The sequence below is a fragment of the Citrobacter sp. KH_055_1 genome (genome assembly GCF_057838705.1).
In genome coordinates, this window is record NZ_CM174473.1 from 660,741 (window position 1) to 680,667 (window position 19,927).

General features: G+C 53.5%; 15 protein-coding genes. 9 read left to right on the plus strand and 6 right to left on the minus strand.

The window, feature by feature from the left end; all coding sequences use genetic code 11:
• Positions 1–20: 20 nt before the first annotated feature.
• Positions 21–1,913 (plus strand): DNA topoisomerase IV subunit B, encoded by a 1,893-nt coding sequence (gene parE, locus AC3ITF_RS03280; protein ID WP_096755648.1) that lies wholly within the window; start codon positions 21–23, stop codon positions 1,911–1,913.
• Between the two features lie 99 nt (positions 1,914–2,012).
• Here parE and AC3ITF_RS03285 read toward each other — a convergent pair whose 3' ends face one another.
• Positions 2,013–2,864, minus strand: coding sequence for a helix-turn-helix transcriptional regulator (locus AC3ITF_RS03285; protein WP_181688737.1), 852 nt, complete (start codon positions 2,862–2,864; stop codon positions 2,013–2,015).
• Positions 2,865–3,029: 165 nt separating this feature from the next.
• On the opposite strand from AC3ITF_RS03285, the gene AC3ITF_RS03290 reads away from it, so the two are divergent.
• From AC3ITF_RS03290 to AC3ITF_RS03300, 3 genes are read left to right on the plus strand one after another with little or no spacing between them, the layout of a single operon-like run.
• Positions 3,030–4,850, plus strand: a complete 1,821-nt coding sequence (locus AC3ITF_RS03290; RefSeq protein ID WP_489176127.1) for a DUF2264 domain-containing protein — start codon at positions 3,030–3,032, stop codon at positions 4,848–4,850.
• Positions 4,851–4,860: 10 nt separating this feature from the next.
• Positions 4,861–6,129: an oligosaccharide MFS transporter gene (locus AC3ITF_RS03295; protein ID WP_489176128.1), complete on the plus strand. Its 1,269-nt coding sequence runs from the start codon at positions 4,861–4,863 to the stop codon at positions 6,127–6,129.
• Positions 6,130–6,152: 23 nt separating this feature from the next.
• Positions 6,153–7,343, plus strand: coding sequence for a glycoside hydrolase family 88 protein (locus AC3ITF_RS03300; protein ID WP_489176129.1), 1,191 nt, complete (start codon positions 6,153–6,155; stop codon positions 7,341–7,343).
• Positions 7,344–7,437: 94 nt separating this feature from the next.
• On the opposite strand, the gene AC3ITF_RS03305 is transcribed toward AC3ITF_RS03300, so the two are convergent.
• From AC3ITF_RS03305 to qseB, 4 genes are all read right to left on the minus strand, one after another.
• Entirely contained in the window at positions 7,438–7,752 is a 315-nt protein-coding gene (locus AC3ITF_RS03305; protein WP_096755653.1) for a putative quinol monooxygenase, read from the minus strand.
• A gap of 30 nt (positions 7,753–7,782) precedes the next feature.
• Positions 7,783–8,364 (minus strand): NAD(P)H-dependent oxidoreductase, encoded by a 582-nt coding sequence (locus AC3ITF_RS03310; RefSeq protein WP_117342677.1) that lies wholly within the window; start codon positions 8,362–8,364, stop codon positions 7,783–7,785.
• 108 nt (positions 8,365–8,472) lie between these two features.
• Positions 8,473–9,822: a quorum sensing histidine kinase QseC gene (gene qseC, locus AC3ITF_RS03315; RefSeq protein ID WP_115257478.1), complete on the minus strand. Its 1,350-nt coding sequence runs from the start codon at positions 9,820–9,822 to the stop codon at positions 8,473–8,475.
• Positions 9,819–10,478, minus strand: coding sequence for a quorum sensing response regulator transcription factor QseB (qseB, locus tag AC3ITF_RS03320; protein ID WP_096755656.1), 660 nt, complete (start codon positions 10,476–10,478; stop codon positions 9,819–9,821). Before qseB ends, qseC begins: the two co-directional genes overlap by 4 nt.
• 153 nt (positions 10,479–10,631) lie before the next feature.
• Here qseB and AC3ITF_RS03325 point away from each other — a divergent pair, with 153 nt between their 5' ends.
• From AC3ITF_RS03325 to ftsP, 4 genes are all read left to right on the plus strand, one after another.
• A complete protein-coding gene (locus AC3ITF_RS03325; RefSeq protein ID WP_096755657.1) occupies positions 10,632–11,024 on the plus strand; it encodes a YgiW/YdeI family stress tolerance OB fold protein in 393 nt (130 codons plus the stop codon).
• Positions 11,025–11,153: 129 nt separating this feature from the next.
• Entirely contained in the window at positions 11,154–13,412 is a 2,259-nt protein-coding gene (gene parC, locus AC3ITF_RS03330; RefSeq protein WP_096755658.1) for a DNA topoisomerase IV subunit A, read from the plus strand.
• 195 nt (positions 13,413–13,607) lie between these two features.
• Positions 13,608–14,345, plus strand: coding sequence for a 1-acylglycerol-3-phosphate O-acyltransferase (gene plsC / locus AC3ITF_RS03335; protein ID WP_115257480.1), 738 nt, complete (start codon positions 13,608–13,610; stop codon positions 14,343–14,345).
• 71 nt (positions 14,346–14,416) lie between these two features.
• Entirely contained in the window at positions 14,417–15,829 is a 1,413-nt protein-coding gene (ftsP, locus tag AC3ITF_RS03340; protein ID WP_115257481.1) for a cell division protein FtsP, read from the plus strand.
• Positions 15,830–15,845: 16 nt separating this feature from the next.
• Here the strand turns inward: ftsP and AC3ITF_RS03345 are convergent, their stop codons facing one another.
• On the minus strand, positions 15,846–17,321 hold the full coding sequence (locus tag AC3ITF_RS03345; protein WP_115257482.1) for a TrkH family potassium uptake protein: 1,476 nt from the start codon (positions 17,319–17,321) through the stop codon (positions 15,846–15,848).
• 395 nt (positions 17,322–17,716) lie between these two features.
• Here AC3ITF_RS03345 and AC3ITF_RS03350 point away from each other — a divergent pair, with 395 nt between their 5' ends.
• On the plus strand, positions 17,717–19,888 hold the full coding sequence (locus tag AC3ITF_RS03350; protein ID WP_489176130.1) for a YgiQ family radical SAM protein: 2,172 nt from the start codon (positions 17,717–17,719) through the stop codon (positions 19,886–19,888).
• Positions 19,889–19,927 lie beyond the last annotated feature (39 nt).

Sequence of the window (19,927 nt, forward strand, 5' to 3'; positions counted from 1 at the left end):
TCGAATTGCTAATTTAAACCATGACGCAAACTTATAACGCTGATGCCATTGAGGTACTCACTGGGCTTGAGCCGGTTCGCCGCCGCCCGGGGATGTACACAGATACGACTCGTCCTAACCATATGGGGCAGGAAGTTATTGATAACAGTGTGGATGAAGCGCTGGCCGGGCACGCGAAACGTGTCGAGGTTATCCTTCATGCCGATCAATCACTGGAAGTCATTGATGACGGACGTGGCATGCCCGTCGATATCCACCCGGAAGAGGGCGTCCCGGCCATTGAATTGATCCTTTGCCGTTTGCACGCAGGGGGTAAGTTTTCTAACAAAAACTACCAGTTCTCCGGTGGCCTGCACGGCGTGGGGATTTCGGTGGTTAACGCCTTGTCAAAACGTGTTGAAGTGGCCGTTCGTCGTGATGGTCAGATTCACAGTATCGCCTTTGAACACGGTGAAAAGGTCGAAGACCTGCACGTTTCCGGCACCTGTGGAAAGCGCAATACCGGGACCAGCGTGCACTTCTGGCCGGATGAAAGCTTCTTTGACAGCCCACGTTTCTCCGCTTCTCGCCTGAGCCATCTGCTGAAAGCCAAAGCGGTACTCTGCCCGGGCGTGGAGATCATCTTCAAGGATAAGGTCAACGATACCGAACAGACCTGGCGCTACGCCGATGGCCTGACCGATTACCTGAGCGAAGCGGTGAACGGCCTGCCGTTGCTGCCGGAAAAACCCTTTGTCGGGACGTTCTCCGGTGATACGGAAGCGGTGGACTGGGCGCTGCTGTGGCTGCCGGAAGGCGGTGAATTGCTGACCGAAAGCTACGTTAACCTGATCCCAACCATGCAGGGCGGGACGCACGTCAATGGCCTGCGTCAGGGTCTGCTGGATGCGATGCGTGAATTCTGTGAATACCGCAATATCCTGCCGCGCGGCGTGAAGCTGTCGGCGGAGGATATCTGGGATCGCTGCGCCTACGTGCTGTCCGTGAAGATGCAGGATCCACAGTTTGCCGGTCAGACCAAAGAGCGTCTCTCTTCGCGCCAGTGCGCGGCGTTCGTTTCTGGGGTGGTAAAAGATGCCTTTAGCCTGTGGCTGAACCAGAACGTGCAGTCAGCAGAGCTGCTGGCGGAAATGGCGATTTCCAGCGCTCAGCGTCGTCTGCGTGCAGCGAAAAAAGTGGTGCGTAAAAAACTCACCAGCGGTCCGGCACTGCCGGGTAAGCTGGCGGACTGCACCGCGCAGGATCTTAACCGCACCGAGCTGTTCCTGGTGGAAGGTGACTCGGCGGGCGGATCGGCCAAGCAGGCGCGCGATCGTGAGTATCAGGCGATCATGCCGCTGAAGGGTAAGATCCTGAACACCTGGGAAGTCTCTTCTGATGAAGTGCTGGCCTCCCAGGAAGTTCACGATATCTCGGTAGCGATCGGTATCGATCCGGACAGCGACGATCTCAGCCAGTTGCGCTACGGCAAGGTGTGTATCCTCGCGGATGCGGACTCCGATGGTCTGCACATTGCTACGCTGCTGTGCGCATTGTTTGTGAAGCACTTCCGCACGTTGGTCAAACACGGACACGTCTACGTAGCGCTGCCGCCGCTGTACCGTATCGACCTCGGGAAAGAAGTGTATTACGCGCTCACGGAAGAAGAGAAAGCGGGCGTACTGGAGCAGCTGAAGCGTAAGAAAGGCAAGCCGAACGTCCAGCGCTTTAAAGGTCTGGGTGAAATGAACCCGATGCAGCTGCGCGAAACCACGCTGGATCCAAATACCCGTCGCCTGGTGCAGCTCATCATTGATGATGAAGACGATCAGCGCACCAACGCCATGATGGATATGCTGCTGGCGAAGAAGCGCTCAGAAGATCGCCGTAACTGGCTGCAGGAGAAAGGCGACCTGGCGGATCTCGAAGGGTAAGCATGATGTTGTGAATGCCGGATAGCGCTTCGCTTATCCGGCCTACATTCGCATTGTGCCCGTAGGCCTGATAAGACGCGTTAGCGTCGCCATCAGGCGTTACGGCTTATGCCGCTTCCTGTACTGTAACGGCGTCTCGCCAATGCCTTTTCCGAAGGCGCTGATAAAATAAGTCACATCAGAAAACCCCACTTTTTGCGCAATCTCTCTGACGCTTGCCTCACTGTGTAACAGCGCCTCGCAGGCTTTTCTCAACCTCAGCGTGTTGAGATACCCGAGGATGCTCTCGCCTGTTTCTACCTGAAAACGCCGAGAAACATAACTTTTTGATTTTCCTAACGCTTGTGCCAGCGTCACCAGGCTAAATTTATGCATGTAGTGCTCATCAAGCCAGAACATCACCTGGCTGGCCATCCCCGTATCACTATCATGCATATTGACGTTATCTTCGGGTAACAGGCTGAATAAATTCAATAACAGGCAGGTAACGTGCTCAGTGTTAAGCGGTTTCTGCGCGGCTAGTTTTGCATAGCGGTTGAACAGAAAATCAATGTGCGTATGGACGTCTGCGGCGTCGATGACCCACGCCTCGCTCCCGCGTACACTCAGGTGTTGTAGACGCTGTTGATGAAGTGGAAAGTCGCGTAACACCTTCAGCACCGCGTGCTGATCGAGATGAATAATGGTCCGCCGATAACGGTCCCGCACCTGCTCGTCGACAAAAATTTTATGCAGCGTAAACGGCGGGAAAAAGAACATCCGCCCTGGACGCATGGTGTATTGCTTATGATCGACCGTCACCACGCCAAACCCTTCTTCCACGTACAACACTTCCAGACATTGATGCCAATGGTGATAACGAACCGTATTGGCAAATAAACGACTGAACGACACCACCGCGTCGTTGAGGGCAATCAGCTCCAGGTACTCTTGAGGGGAAGATAAGTTCATAGTGCAATAAATTTAAACTTTTGCCGGCGAATTCCTGTTTATAAACCCTATTTTTAAATTTCTTCAATCACTGTTTTATTTTAATGTTTGTGGTGTGATTGAAGTAACATTTCTGCTTGTCTGCCATTCACTATTCTTTAGCCACTTAATTCAGAGGGGCAGAGTATGTGGTCGGCAACTGAAGAAAAATCAAATCCATTGTCATCCCGCGAAGACGTTACGCGTGCCGTTAATACCCTTTTACGGGCACTCGACAAGCAATTCCCAGCGGGACAGGCTCAGTTTTCTCTCGGTGATACCTGCGCGCATTACAGCGTGGATATTGCCTGCATGGAAGGGCTTTCCCGAGCGCTGTGGGGGCTATTTCCGCTGATGGCCGGCGGGGCGGATGTGCCGTTTGCCGACAAATATATTCAGGCGATAAAACTCGGCACCGATCCCCACAGCTCGCACTATTGGGGGGATACCGGTCCTTACGATCAGCGTCTGGTCGAGATGGCGGCGTATGGTCTGGGCCTGGCGTTATTGCAGACGCGTTTAACCGGGATGTTCAGCGCAATGGAGCAGGACAATCTGCACCGCTGGCTGAATCAAATTACCGATGCTCAGATGCCGGACAGCAACTGGAACTATTTCGCCATTATCGTGCAGCTTGGCTTTAAACGTGCAGGATTACCGTTTGACCAACAGGCTATCGATCGGCGATTTGAGATGATGGACGCCTACTACCTCGGCGATGGCTGGTATTCCGACGGTCCCGGGCGACCTAAAGATTATTACATCTCCATGGCCTTTCATTTTTATGGTCTGTTGTATGCCACTCTCAGCCCGGAAGACACCCGTCGCGCCGCTACGTTGCGTGAACGTTCCCGGCTGTTTGCCGCGGATTTTATCTTTATGTCTGCCGCCGACGGGGCATCGGTGCCGTTTGGTCGCAGCCTGACCTACCGCTTTGCCATGGTCGCCTTCTGGAGTGCGGTGGCCTTTGCTGAACTAGATGTGTTCTCTCCTGGGGTTATCAAAGGGGTGATCCTGCGCCATCTGCGCTGGTGGCAACAGCAGCCGATTTTTGATCGAGACGGCATCCTGACGTTGGGCTTTGCCTATCCAAACCTGGCAATGTGTGAAGACTACAATTCGCCGGGATCGCCGTACTGGGCACTGAAAGTCTTTTTGATCCTCGCGTTAACGGACGATCACGCGTTCTGGCAGGCTGAAGAGTTGCCGCTCCCGGTGCTTGACGAAAAACGGGTGATTGCCCATGCCGGGCAGATCCTGCAACACAGCGAAGATTCTGCGCATGTCACGATGCTGGCGTCAGGCCAGCTTGAGCTGAACAACTATGTGAATACCGAGGCCAAGTACACCAAATTTGCCTACTCCAGCCGTTTTGGCTTAACCATTGAGCGCGGGCGCTACGGCATCAAACATGCGGCGTGCGATTCCATGCTGCTGCTGGCAGATGGCGATAATTACTTCCGTGGACGTCGTCAGTGCGATGACGTTCGCGTTGATGAAAATTATCTCTGGTCCCGTTGGTCGCCGTGGCATGACGTCAGTATTGAGACCTGGCTGGTGCCGTTTGGCGAGTGGCATATTCGTTTGCACCGCATTCACAGTGCGAGAACGCTGCAAACGGTAGAAGGGGGCTTTGCAGTGATGAAGACAGAGCCGCAGCTCAGCGCACGGGGATGTCTGCTGGCAGCGCGTAACGGGACCAGTGCGATTGTGGATCTGTCACCTGTCATCATCCGCCAGCCGGACAATGTGGTCACGCCGCCTAACAGCAGCATTATGTTTGCCGAGTGCGCGGCTATTCCGACGCTGACCACCGAGATCCTGCCGGGCGAGAGCTGGCTGTGCTGCGCCGTGAATGCCAGCGGCAAGCAAAAAAACGTGCTCACGGTCCCACTGCTGCAAATTAACCGTAACCAGGTCGTTATTCGCGAACCTGACGGTGCACGTCAGTTGTCGTTCTTTTTATAGCGAGGATGGTATGAAAAAGAGTTCAGCGAGTAACAGAACAGAATATTATAAAATTAGTAGCTTTATTTTTCTTTATTTCTTTACCTGGTCGGCCAGTATTGGTTTGCTGGCCATTTGGTTGGGGCAGAAAGCGCAGTTAAGTGGGACGGTTATCGGTACCGTATTTGCAGTGAACGGTATTTTCTCGGTGATACTGAAGCCGATTTATGGCTATATCCTCGACAGAATCGGTATGAGTAAATACCTGCTCTATTTTGTCGTGATTATGTCGGCATTAATGGCACCGTTTTTTATTTATGTATATCAGCCGCTATTAATCTCCAATACCCTGCTGGGTATTATTGTCGGCGCAATTTACTTAAGCTTTGCGTGGTACGCCGGTGTGGCCGCCTGCGAATCCTATTCTGACCGCTACAGTCGTTTAAACGGCATGGAGTTTGGGCAAATCCGCATGTGGGGATCGCTCGGTTGGGCAGTCGCGTCGTCGTTCTCGGGGCTGCTGTTTAACCTCTCTCCGGCGTATAACTTTATGTTAGGTAGCGTGGCGTCGGTGGTAATGCTGATTGTCCTGCTAAGCCTGAAAGTGAACGTAAATTCAGCCAATGCCTCAGAGGTACTGACCAAAGATAAAATCTCTCCTGCGGATGTTTACGCGCTGCTGCGTAACCGCAAGTTTTGGGCGTTTTGCCTGTATGTCGCGGGCGTGGCGTGGATGATGTTTATCGCCGAACAGCAATTCTCGCGTTATTTTGTCACCTTCTTTGCTGATGTACAGAAAGGCAATGCGGTATTCGGATATCTGGGCACCGTGCAGTCAGGTATGGAATTTATCATGTATATGGTGATCCCGCTGTTCGTTAACTACATCGGCGCGAAGCGGGGATTGCTGATTGTCGGGGCACTGGTCGGCGCGCGTCTGGTTATCTCCGGACTGTGCGACTCGCATCTGTTAATTTCAGTGCTAAAACCGTTGTATGGCCTGGAAATCTGTTTATTGCTGGTTTCTGTCTTTAAATACATTGCCGAACATTTTGATAAACGCGTCAACGCAACCATGTATTTACTGGGTTATCAGGCGATGCTGTATGTTGGCAACGTGGTGGTGTCTTCACCTGCCGGATTAATGTATGACCGAATTGGTTTTGAAAAGACCTATATCATTATGGGTATTATTGCGCTGACCTTTACGCTGATTTCGGCATTTACGTTATCCGCCTGCCAAAGTAAACGTCGTAATAATACCGCGCTCGATATCGCCGAAAATAACGCGACAAGATAATCTACGTAATAAGGAACCAAAATATGTTAAAGCATATCGTTGAGGAAACGTTGCGCGCTTTTCCTGGTAGCCCGCTTAATACCGCAGCCTTTCAGGAACAAATGAATGGCGCCAGGGAACATGTCCTCGAGCTGCTTAGCCGTCATTTAACGGAATTCGGTGAAGACTTTCCTGCCGAAACCTGCGTCAACGGTTATTACCCGCTGACGGATAATGTGGAATGGACCACCAGTTTCTGGACTGGGCAACTGTGGCTGGCGTGGGAAATGAGCGGTGAAGCGACATTTCGTGAAATGGCCGAAAAGCACGTGCGCTCATTTGGTTTGCGTATTGCCGGGCGTCATGACACCAACACCCACGACCTGGGCTTCCTGTACACGCTCTCCTGTGTGGCGGCCTGGCGGTTGACGGGCAATCGCGATGCGCGCGGTTTTTCGCTGATGGCGGCAGAAGCGCTGCTCGAACGTTTTCACGAGAAGGCGCAGATCATTCAGGCATGGGGCGATCTCCGCGATCCCGAGCAGGCCGGTCGGATGATCATTGACTGCAATATGAACCTGCCGCTGCTGTACTGGGCCAGTGAACAGACGGGCGATCCGCGCTTTGCCAATGCGGCAAAAGCGCACGTGGCGCAGGCGGCGGAATATCTGATCCGTGAAGATGCCTCGACGTTCCATACCTACTACATGGACGTGCAAACCGGCGCGCCGCGCTACGGTAATACCCAGCAGGGTTACGCTGATGATTCATGCTGGTCGCGTGGGCAGGCGTGGGGGATTTATGGTTTTCTGTTGAGCTATATCTATACCGGCGATCGCGAGATGGTGCAGCTGTCGAAAAAACTGGCCAACTACTTTCTCAATCGCCTGCCGGATGATGCCGTTTGTCACTGGGATCTGGCGCTGGTGGGCACCGATGCGCTGCGTGATTCTTCTTCGGCGGCCATTGCGGTATGTGGCCTGCTGGAGTTGATTAAACACCTGCCGGTGACCGATCCAGATCGTGAACGTTATCAACAGTGGGCGATGGGGATCATGTCATCGCTGACGCAGCATTATCTGATGGGCAAAGATGAGAAGGGCAACGGGCTACTGAAACACTCTGTTTACCATCTTGCGAGCAATAAAGGGGTCGATGAGTGCGCAAGCTGGGGAGATTACTTTTACGTTGAGGCGTTAACCCGTTTTACGCAGTGCTGGAAGTTGTACTGGTAAGTTTATTGGCCCGGTTGCACTGTGCTTACCGGGCTTACAGATCGTGTGTAGACCGGATACGTCGCGGGCGACGTCATCCGGTACATCAACAACCTTAAATACCTGATTCCAGAATACGAATGCTCATGTCCAGCACATCACCTTTCACGGCTTCGCTGTAAGCTTTCATATGCGGGGTTTGCAAATGCGCTTCAAGGTGCGCAATGCTTTCCCACTGTTCAATCATCACGATTGAATCCGGCGCTGTGGTTTGAAAACTCACACCTGCGGCGTGATCGACCATCGGCGCGTAGCCATGACAGCCTTCTTCCTTCAGGACGGTTGGAACGATTTTAGCAAACTGATCCAGCACCGCCTGGCGGTGGTGTTGACCTGGACGTGTACGGATTTCTGCAATAACGGTAAGCATGGTTAACTCCTTCTAATTCCAGGTAACTAGTTAACCAAAAATCTCGGTCAGATGCTTGCGATATTCTGCGATATAACGCGGGACATCCGGCATTTTAATCACATCATTGGTGATAAAAGTCGGCAGCGCTTCCATACCTAAAAACTGGTTTGCTTTATGGAACGGCAGATAAACGCCATCAACGCCGACGCCGTGGAAGAACTGATCTTTGTCAGTAAAGGCTTCCATCGGTGCATTCCAGGTCAGGGACAACATGTATTTTTTGCCCTGAATCAGGCCGCCAGAACCGTATTTTTTAGTGGCATCAGAACGTGTGCGACCATCGCTGGCGTACAGCGTACCGTGCCCTGCAGTGAACACATCATCGATGTATTTTTTCACTGTCCACGGTGCACCCATCCACCAGCCCGGCATTTGCCAAATAACGGCGTCAGCCCAGACAAAGTTCTGCACTTCTGTTTGTACGTCGTAATCGCTGTCTGCGCGCACGACTCTAACATCATGTCCGAGGTCGCGCAGGATACCGTCCGCGACCTCGGTCAGGGTGTCATTCAACTGACCATTGGAATGGCCGAATTTTTTAGCGCCATTGATAATCAGAATGTTGCTCATGTTGTGTCCTCAAAGAATTACGTTTGAGAGCGATTTTACGCCGATGATCGGTGCGGTGAAATTAGCAAAATGTGCAAAGTCTTTTGCTGGTAGCGCAATAATTCAACGCTACCAGCTGATTTTGGCTTCAAATCCACCTTCCGCGGCGTTGGCGAATGACACGGACATACCGTGCAACGTCGCAATACGTCGGACGATTGACAGGCCCAGCCCACTGCCGGTCGCGTTTTGTCCCGGTGGACGATAGAAACGCTCACCAATGTGCAGTAATACCTCTGGCGCAACGCCCGGACCGTTATCTTTGACGCTGAAACAGTGGTTATTGAGCGTCACGTCCACGACGCTACCCTGCGGGCTGTAGCGGATTGCATTATCCAGCAGATTGCGGACCATCAGGCTAAGCAACAGCGGTTGGCCGGTGCGTTTAACGTCGTGAGCGTTAATCTGCAAGCGCACGTCGATGTGGGCCTGCTGTGCCGGGTGGTAGATATCCATGACGGCGGATTGCAGTAACTCTTCGAGTGAGATATCGGCGACATCCTGAAGATTGTTGAGCGAATCGAGACGCGAAAGCGTCAGCAGCTGATCGACCAGGCGAGTGGCGCGGTCAATTCCCGTCTGCATCTGCATTAGCGCTTTTTGTCGTGACTGCGGGTCATCGTCAGACAGTTGCGCCACTTCGGTTTGAACCTTGAGCGCCGTCAGCGGGCTACGCAGTTCGTGCGCGGCATCTGAGGTAAAGCGCCGCTCGCGTACCATGGTGGTGTGAATACGGGTAAACAGCTGATTGAGCGACTCAACCAGTGGGCGAACCTCGCCGGGAATGCCTTTCAGGCTCAGCGGTTCTTCAGATTCCGGATCGCGCAAACGTAAAGCCTGCGCCAGCTTTTTCAGCGGCTTAAGTTCAAGACTTAACAGTACAATCAGGATCAGCAGCATCAACGGCAGGGCGACCAGCCACGGCACCAGCTGGGCCGTCACAATCGCCAGCGCCATATCTTCGCGGTATTCCCACTCCTGACCGACCACGACCCGGTACTTTTTATCTGCTGAAGTCAGCCAGATAAAGCGCCATTTATCGTTGTCACCGTTCAGATAGCCGTCGTCAAACCCTTCCCGGCGATAGCTATAGGGAATGTACTGACCATTGTCGCCGTCGTGCAGAACCATTTTTCCGTCCGGGGTGTAGACCGCAAAGGTCAGCACATCGTCGTCAATATGGCCGTGTTTGAATTTCTTTGGCGTTTGGGCAAAGCGCTCAGAGGCTTTTAGTTCGTCAAGATCCAGCGTGACCAGCCGTTTGGCAAACAGCATCAGCTGTGTGTCAAACATCTCGTCGACGTTGTCGGTGGTTTGCTTCCAGGCGACAAAACTGGAAATCAGCCAGGTCACCAGCACCAAAATGGTGAAGATAAGCGTTAGCCTGACGCGCAGGCTGAGGCGTTGTGTGAATTTCATGCATCACCCAGGGTGTAACCAATGCCGTGCACGGTGCGGATAAAATCACTGCCGAGCTTACGGCGTAAGTGATGGACGTGCACTTCAACCGCATTGCTGGAGACGTTTTCGTCCCAGTTATACAGTTTTTCTTCAATGTGTTTACGGGGCAGGACGCGCCCTTTATTACGCATCAGCAGTTCCAACAGTGCGAACTCCTTCGGCTTGAGCGACAATGGCTCGCCTGCGAACGTGGCGACCAGTGCGCCGGGATTAAGCGTCACCTGACCGTGGCGTAGTTCGCTGGTAGCCTGACCGCTGGCGCGACGTACCAGCGCTTCCAGTCGGGCGGCCACTTCAATCAGTGCAAAGGGTTTACACAGGTAGTCATCCGCACCGAGGCGCAGACCTTCCACACGTTCTGCCAGCGCGTCGCGGGCCGTTAAAATCAGCACCGGCTCCTGTTTTCCTTTTGTGCGCCATTCGCGCAGGATATCGCGGCCGTCAATACCCGGCAGCGTCAGGTCGAGGATCACCGCGTCATAAGGCGCACTGTAAAGCGCCTCTTTACCCTGACGACCTTCGGTAAACCAGTCGATGGTGAACCCCATTTTACTCAGACCCGTTTTCAGACCGTCGCCAATCAACGCGTCATCTTCTACCAGTAAAATACGCATATGTTCTTCCCTGCGCTCACTCAGTTGGCTGCCAGTAAACCTTGTGTCAACCGGGGATGTACAGCAAAAAAAGAATCTTTTTTTGCCTTAAGAAGTTGTTAAGGATTAACTTATTAAATAGTCGTGAAACAACATGATAAGGGAGACATGAAGATGAAAAAATTAGCTGCAATGGTTGCCGTGATGGCACTGTGTTCCGCACCTGTTCTGGCAGCGCAGCAGGGCGGATTCTCTGGCCCAACGGCGACGCAAAGCCAGGCGGGCGGATTTGTGGGTCCGAATGGCAGCAGTACGACGGTAGAAAGTGCAAAATCGCTGCGTGATGATACCTGGGTCACGCTGCGCGGTAACATCGTTGAGCGTATCTCCGACGATCTGTACCTGTTTAAAGATGCATCTGGCACGGTGAACGTGGATATCGACCACAAGCGCTGGAACGGTTTAACCGTCACGCCGCAGGATGTCGTAGAAATCCAGGGCGAAGTGGATAAAGACTGGAACTCCGTTGAAATCGACGTAAAACAGATTACCAAAGTCACCAAATAATCCCCATCAGGGCCGCGTTCGCGGCCCTTTTCTTTGTGACTCAACTCGCCAGATAGGGTAGTATCTGCGGCAATATTGCCTGACGAATACCGGGTATTGTTCGGGCTAACAGTTGAGGAACCACGATTAATGAGCGATATGGCAGAGCGCCTTGCGCTGCATGAATTCACGGAAAACGCCTATCTGAACTATTCCATGTACGTCATCATGGACAGGGCGTTGCCGTTTATTGGTGATGGTCTGAAACCCGTTCAGCGACGCATCGTTTACGCGATGTCCGAACTGGGGCTGAATGCCAGCGCCAAATTTAAAAAATCCGCCCGTACCGTCGGCGACGTACTGGGTAAATACCACCCACACGGCGACAGCGCCTGCTATGAAGCGATGGTGCTGATGGCGCAGCCGTTCTCTTACCGTTATCCGCTGGTTGACGGGCAGGGGAACTGGGGGGCACCGGACGATCCGAAATCGTTCGCGGCGATGCGTTATACCGAATCTCGACTGTCTAAATATGCGGAACTGCTGCTGGGGGAACTCGGCCAGGGGACGTCGGACTGGGTGCCAAACTTCGACGGCACCATGCAGGAGCCGAAGATGCTGCCTGCGCGTTTGCCGAATATTCTGCTGAACGGCACCACCGGTATTGCGGTCGGCATGGCAACGGACATTCCGCCACATAACCTGCGTGAAGTGGCAAAAGCGGCGATTACGCTGATTGAGCAGCCGAAAACGACGCTGGATCAGCTGCTGGATATCGTCCAGGGACCGGATTACCCGACTGAAGCAGAAATCATTACCCCGCGTGCAGAAATTCGTAAGATTTACGAAAACGGACGTGGCTCCGTGCGTATGCGTGCGGTCTGGACCAAAGAAGATGGCGCGGTGGTGATTTCCGCGCTGCCACATCAGGTTTCCGGTGCCAAAGTGCTGGAACAGATTGCCGCCCAGATGCGCAATAAAAAGCTGCCGATGGTGGACGATCTGCGCGATGAGTCGGATCACGAAAACCCGACCCGTCTGGTGATCGTGCCGCGCTCCAACCGTGTGGATATGGAGCAGGTGATGAACCACCTGTTTGCCACCACCGATCTGGAAAAAAGCTACCGCATCAACCTGAACATGATTGGCCTCGACGGTCGCCCGGCGGTGAAAAACCTGCTGGAGATCCTCACCGAATGGCTGGCGTTCCGCCGCGATACCGTGCGTCGTCGTCTGAACTATCGTCTGGAAAAAGTCCTCAAGCGCCTGCACATCCTCGAAGGTTTGCTGGTGGCGTTCCTCAACATTGACGAAGTGATTGAAATTATTCGTCATGAAGATGAACCGAAGCCTGAGCTGATGTCGCGGTTTGGCATTTCTGAAACCCAGGCTGAAGCCATCCTCGAACTGAAGTTGCGTCATCTTGCCAAACTTGAAGAGATCAAAATTCGTGGCGAGCAGGACGAGCTGGCGAAAGAACGCGATCAGCTGCAGGGCATTCTGGCCTCTGAGCGCAAGATGAGTAACCTGCTGAAGAAAGAGCTGCAGGCAGACTCAGATGCCTATGGCGACGATCGCCGTTCTCCGCTGAAAGAGCGCGAAGAAGCGAAGGCGATGAGCGAGCACGACATGCTGCCGTCTGAGCCGGTCACCATTGTACTGTCGCAAAGCGGCTGGGTGCGTAGCGCCAAAGGCCATGACATTGATGCGCCGGGCTTAAGCTATAAGGCGGGTGACAGCTACAAGGCGGCGGTGAAGGGCAAGAGCAACCAGCCGGTGGTGTTCGTGGATTCAACCGGGCGCAGCTATGCCATCGACCCGATTACGCTGCCGTCGGCACGTGGTCAGGGTGAACCGCTGACCGGTAAGCTGACGCTACCGCCGGGAGCGACGGTTGAGCATATGCTGATGGAAAGTGATGACCAGAAACTGCTGATGGCCTCCGATGCTGGCTACGGTTTCGTCTGCACCTTCAATGACTTAGTGGCGCGCAACCGTGCGGGTAAGGCATTGATTACATTACCGGAGAATGCGCATGTGATGCCGCCAGTGGTGCTTGAAGATGAAAGCGACATGCTGCTGGCGATCACCCATGCCGGGCGTATGCTGATGTTCCCGGTCAGTGATCTGCCGCAATTGTCGAAAGGGAAAGGGAACAAGATCATCAACATTCCGTCTGCAGAAGCGGCGAAAGGGGATGATGGGCTGGCGCACCTCTACGTGTTGCCGCCGCAAAGTACGCTGACCATTCACGTTGGTAAACGCAAAATTAAACTGCGTCCTGAAGAACTGCAGAAGGTGACCGGCGAGCGTGGGCGTCGCGGTACGCTGATGCGCGGTTTACAGCGCATCGACCGTATCGAAATTGACTCACCACGACGTGCCGGTCAGGGCGACAGCGAAGAATAACGCTGTCGTCTGACTCTCCCTGCTTTTACGCAGGGAGAGTCAACATTAAAAATTCCCGTGAAACCGTTGTTTATTCGTGCATTGCGATTAACAATACGCTTTTCCAGAGAGCCGCTCTTAACAAAGCCCTAACCTGACGCAGGGTTCTGCATCTGGTGACGTAAAATGCCAGGCTCTTAGGCCTTAGAGGTTGTTATGCTATATATTTTTCGTTTATTCATTACCGTAATTTACTGCATTCTGGTCTGTGTTTTTGGTTGTATATATTGTCTGTTCAGCCCACGAAATCCTAAACACGTCTCAACGTTTGGCCATATGTTTGGTCGACTGGCCCCCTTGTACGGCCTGAAGGTGGAATGCCGCATGCCGCCGGACGCAAAGGACTACGGCAACGCTATCTATATTTGTAACCACCAGAATAACTATGACATGGTTACCGCCGCGAAGATCGTGCAACCACCGACGGTTACGGTCGGTAAAAAAAGCCTGCTGTGGATCCCGTTCTTCGGCCTGCTGTACTGGCTCACCGGTAACCTGTTGATCGACAGAAACAATCGCGCCAAAGCGCACAGCACCATTGCGACGGTCGTTAATCATTTTAAAAAACGTCGTATCTCTATCTGGATGTTCCCGGAAGGTACGCGTAGCCGTGGTCGTGGTCTGCTGCCGTTTAAAACTGGCGCGTTTCATGCGGCAATTGCCGCGGGTGTTCCGGTGATCCCGGTGTGCGTCTCAACGACCTCAAATAAGATTAAACTTAACCGATTAAATAATGGTCTGGCGATCGTCGAGATGTTACCGCCAGTAGATATCAGCCACTATGGTAAGGATCAGGTTCGTGAACTGGCCGCGCATTGCCGCACGTTAATGGAACAAAAAATCGCCGAACTCGACAAAGAAGTTGCCGAGCGTGAAGCTACCGGTAAGGTGTGATTCGCGCCATCCGAGTTTGTTACAGGAAATACTTTCCTGCGTGTTAATCGCCAGTTTTACATGGAGCTTATATGTCACTCAGTCGGCGTCAGTTCATTCAGACATCGGGGATCGCACTGTGTGCAGGTGCTATTCCGCTGAAGGCTAATGCTGCCGGTCAGCAACAACCGTTACCTGTTCCACCGCTGCTGGAGTCTCGCCGTGGACAGCCGCTATTTATGACCCTGCAACGCGCTCACTGGTCCTTTACGCAAGGCACCCGCGCGCCGGTCTGGGGGATTAACGGGCGTTACCTGGGGCCGACCATCCGCGTCTGGAAAGGGGATGACGTCAAGCTTATTTACAGCAACCGTCTTACCGAGAATGTTTCAATGACCGTCGCCGGGCTGCAGGTTCCTGGCCCACTGATGGGCGGGCCGGCACGCATGATGTCACCGAATGCGGACTGGGCGCCGGTATTGCCCATTCGCCAGGACGCCGCCACGTTGTGGTATCACGCCAATACGCCGAACCGTACCGCGCAGCAGGTCTATAACGGTCTGGCTGGTATGTGGCTGATTGAAGATGAAGTCAGTAAGTCGCTGCCAATTCCCAACCATTATGGCGTGGATGATTTTCCGGTCATTATTCAGGACAAGCGCCTGGATAACTTCGGCACGCCTGAATACAGCGAGCCGGGTAGCGGCGGGTTTGTTGGTGATACGCTATTGGTTAACGGGGCACAAAGCCCGTATGTGGAAGTGTCTCGCGGCTGGGTGCGTTTGCGTTTACTCAATGCGTCGAACTCGCGTCGTTACCAGCTGCAAATGAGTGACGGTCGTGCGCTGCATGTGATTTCCGGCGATCAGGGCTTTTTACCCGCGCCGGTTTCGGTGAAGCAACTCTCGCTGGCCCCGGGTGAACGTCGTGAGATTTTGGTGGACATGACCAACGGCGATGAAGTGTCGATCACCTGTGGTGAGGCGGCCAGCATTGTCGACCGGATCCGCGGCTTCTTCGAGCCCTCCAGTATTCTGATTTCCACGCTGGTACTGACCCTGCGCCCGACCGGGCTGCTGCCGCTGGTGACCGACAATCTGCCGATGCGTTTGTTGCCTACGGAAATTTTAAGCGGCTCACCGATTCGCAGTCGTGAGATCAGCCTTGATGACGATCCCGGCATTAATGGGCAGTTGTGGGATGTAAACCGCATGGACATTACCGCTCAGCAGGGCTCCTGGGAGCGCTGGACGGTGCGGGCGGATATGCCGCAGTCTTTCCATATCGAAGGCGTCTCTTTCCTGATCCGCAATGTGAACGGCGCGATGCCGTTCCCGGAAGACCGGGGCTGGAAAGATACCGTTTGGGTGGATGGTCAGGTTGAGCTGCTGGTGTATTACGGACAGCCTTCCTGGGCGCATTTCCCGTTCTACTTTAACAGCCAGACGCTGGAAATGGCCGATCGTGGCTCGATCGGACAGATGTTGGTGAACCCGGCGCCATAATGTGCCGGGCAGGCTATTACGCCCGCCAGAACATGCGCGAGAAAAGGATCAAAATGGGGTAGATTTCCAGACGCCCCATGATCATGGCCGCGCACATCAACAGCTTTGCCTCTTCGTTTAAAGTACCAAACGTGACCGCCGTGACGCCAAATCCCAGCCCCATATTATTGATACAGGCCGCGGCGGTGGCGAACGAGGAAAAGAGATCGTAGCCCATCAGATTAAGCGCCCAGACGAAAAAACTGGTAAACAAAGCATAGAGAAAAAAGAAGCTCCACACTGAGCGGATCACGCGCTCGTTAACCACGCTATTACCCACTTTGATATTCAGCAATGCACGAGGATGGGCCAGTTGGTGTAATTCCTGTCGGCACTGCTTGAACATAATTAAAAAACGCAGCGCCTTAATACCCCCGCAGGTCGAACCGATACACCCCCCGAAGAAACTGGCGATGAGAAGCATGAAGATAGTATGTGAAGGCCACTGGGCGTAATCCGCCGTCGACAGGCCGTTGTCTGTGAGCATTGAGCTTGCCAGAAAAAAAGCATGCACCAGACTGTCCGTTAAATTGTACATACCTGCCCTCCAGACCTGCCAGGTGGCTATCAGGGTGATCACCAGCGCAATGATCAGAAACAGCTGCAGTTCGGCATTACGGCGAAAGGGCTTGAAGGTCCGTTTGACGATGGCGACGTACCAGAGGGTGAAGTTAAAGGCAGATAGCAGCGAAAACAGCCCGGCGACAAGCTCAATGGCGTGGCTGTTATAAAAACCGATACTTTCGCTTCGGGTGGAGAACCCACCGAGGGAGACTGTCGAAAGCCCATGGCATAACGCATCGAAAAACGACATGCCGGCAATCCAGTAGGCCAGCGTACAAACAAACCCCAGGGTGACATAGGTTAGCCACAGCGTACGTGCGGTATCGGCAAGTCGTGGGGTCAGGCGTTCTTCTTTAAACGGCCCTGGCATTTCAGACTGATACAGCTTCATGCCGCCGATCCCCAGCAGCGGCAGGACGGCAACGGCGAGGACGATAACGCCAAGACCGCCGATGAAATTAAGCTGCGCCCGATAATACAGATAAGATCTGGGCATCGCGCCGACATCGTCAATGACCGTCGCCCCGGTGGTGGTAATACCGGAGACGCCTTCAAACAGGGCGTCGGCAAAGGAGAGATTTAACCCGTCTTCCATCCACATCGGCATGGCGCTGATGAATGAAAAAAGTAGCCAAAAAAGAACGATAATGACGAACCCATCGCGGGTTCGTAGCTGAATGCCCGCACGTTTTGTCGCCAGCCAGGCACCGCCGCCGAGGGAAAAAAAAACGGCAAAGGTGCTCAAAAAAGCAAAATAACTCCGTTCTTTGTTCAGCAAGGCGATGGCCATCGGCGGCAGCATAGAGAAGCTGTACAGGAGAACCAGAAATCCGCACAGGTGAAGAACAACCCGCAGCTGGGAAATATTAAGTGATTCGTTGCGATGCAATGGAAAATCCCCCGCCAAAAAGACCTGGTACGGCTGGCAAGACATGATGTCAATTATGATATACCCGTCATACTTCAAGTAGCATGTGCGTTAGCTATGTTCGTTCACCCCAGTCACATAGTTATCTATGCTCCTGGAGATTAATGAGGGACATCCATGTCCCTCACCGGAGGCCAGCCTTTGGCTGTTCAAATTCTTTCCTGACGAATTTGTCACTCACTTGCCGCCTTCATGCAACTCGAATTATTTTGGGTATAGATAAAAGTAGGCGTAGTAAAATTTAACAATTTATTTAACTTTCTACTCGTCTGGCTCAGACTCCGCTTCATTTCTGGCGGACATACAGCGTATAATCCCCGGCCTTTGATTATTTTTTTACCATTTTTGGAAGCATTATGAGCGCAATATCCCTGATCCAACCGGACAGAGACCTTTTCTCCTGGCCGCAGTACTGGGCCGCCTGTTTTGGCCCCGCGCCGTTTCTGCCAATGTCGCGAGAAGAGATGGACCAACTTGGCTGGGATAGCTGCGACATTATTCTGGTTACCGGTGATGCCTATGTTGATCACCCGAGTTTCGGTATGGCCATTTGTGGCCGTATGCTGGAAGCCCAGGGTTTTCGCGTCGGGATTATCGCCCAGCCGGACTGGAACAGTAAAGACGACTTTATGCGTCTGGGTAAACCGAATCTGTTCTTCGGCGTAACCGCCGGTAACATGGACTCGATGATCAACCGCTATACTGCCGATCGTCGCCTGCGCCATGATGATGCCTATACGCCGGACAACGTCGCCGGTAAGCGCCCGGACCGCGCCATACTGGTTTATACCCAACGTTGTCGTGAAGCATGGAAAGACGTGCCGGTGATCCTTGGTGGAATTGAAGCCAGCCTGCGTCGTACCGCGCATTACGATTACTGGTCTGATACCGTGCGCCGCTCGGTGCTGGTGGATTCCAAAGCGGATATGCTGATGTTCGGCAACGGTGAACGTCCGCTGGTTGAGGTTGCGCACCGCCTGGCGATGGGTGAAACCATCGACCAAATCCGCGACGTGCGTAACACCGCGATTATGGTTAAAGAAGCGCTGCCCGGCTGGAGCGGTGTGGATTCCACGAGTCTGGATATGCCGGGGAGAATTGACCCTATCCCGCATCCGTACGGTGAAGATTTACCGTGTGCAGATAACAAGCCAGTAGCGCCTAAAAAGCAGGAAGCAAAAGCGGTGACCGTTCAGCCTGCGCGTCCGAAGCCGTGGGAAAAAACCTACGTGCTGCTGCCGTCTTATGAGAAGGTGAAAGGCGACAAAGTGTTGTACGCTCACGCCTCACGTATTCTGCACCACGAAACCAACCCTGGCTGCGCGCGCGCCCTGATGCAAAAACACGGCGACCGCTACATTTGGGTTAACCCTCCGGCGATCCCGCTGTCGACCGAAGAGATGGATAGCGTCTTCGCGCTGCCGTATAAACGTGTCCCGCACCCGGCATATGGCAACAGCCGTATTCCGGCCTACGAGATGATCCGTTTTTCCATCAACATTATGCGCGGCTGCTTTGGCGGCTGTTCTTTCTGTTCGATCACCGAGCATGAAGGACGCATCATCCAGAGCCGTTCTGAAGATTCGATCATCAACGAGATCGAGGCGATTCGCGATACCGTACCGGGCTTCACCGGCGTGATTTCCGATCTGGGTGGCCCAACGGCCAACATGTACATGCTGCGCTGTAAGTCGCCACGTGCGGAACAGACCTGCCGTCGTCTGTCGTGCGTTTATCCGGACATCTGCCCGCATATGGACACCAACCACGAACCGACGATTAACCTCTATCGTCGCGCGCGTGATTTGAAAGGCATCAAAAAGATTTTGATTGCGTCCGGCGTGCGCTACGACATCGCCGTGGAAGATCCGCGCTACATCAAAGAGCTGGCGACCCACCACGTTGGTGGCTATCTGAAGATTGCACCGGAACATACCGAAGAAGGCCCGCTGTCGAAGATGATGAAGCCGGGCATGGGTAGCTACGACCGCTTTAAAGAGCTGTTCGACACCTACTCGAAGCAGGCCGGTAAAGAGCAGTATCTGATCCCTTACTTTATCTCTGCGCACCCGGGTACGCGTGACGAAGATATGGTGAATCTGGCGTTGTGGTTGAAGCAGCGTCGTTTCCGCCTTGATCAGGTACAGAACTTCTACCCATCACCGCTGGCGAACTCGACAACCATGTATTACACCGGGAAAAACCCGCTGGGTAAAATTGGCTATAAGAGTGAAGATGTGGTGGTGCCGAAAGGCGATAAGCAGCGTCGTTTACATAAAGCGCTGCTGCGTTACCACGATCCGGCTAACTGGCCGTTAATCCGTCAGGCGCTGGAAGATATGGGTAAAAAGCACCTGATTGGCGGTCGTCGTGAATGTCTGGTTCCGTCGCCTACGCTGGAAGAAATGCGTGAAGCGCGTCGCCAGAATCGTCATACTCGCCCGGCACTGACCAAGCACACACCTGTTGCACACCAGCGCCAGACGCCCGCCGCGAATAAAAAACGTGGCAAAGTAGCAGGGCGTTAATCCTGAAGCCCGGTAGCGCTCTGCTTACTGGGCCACTGC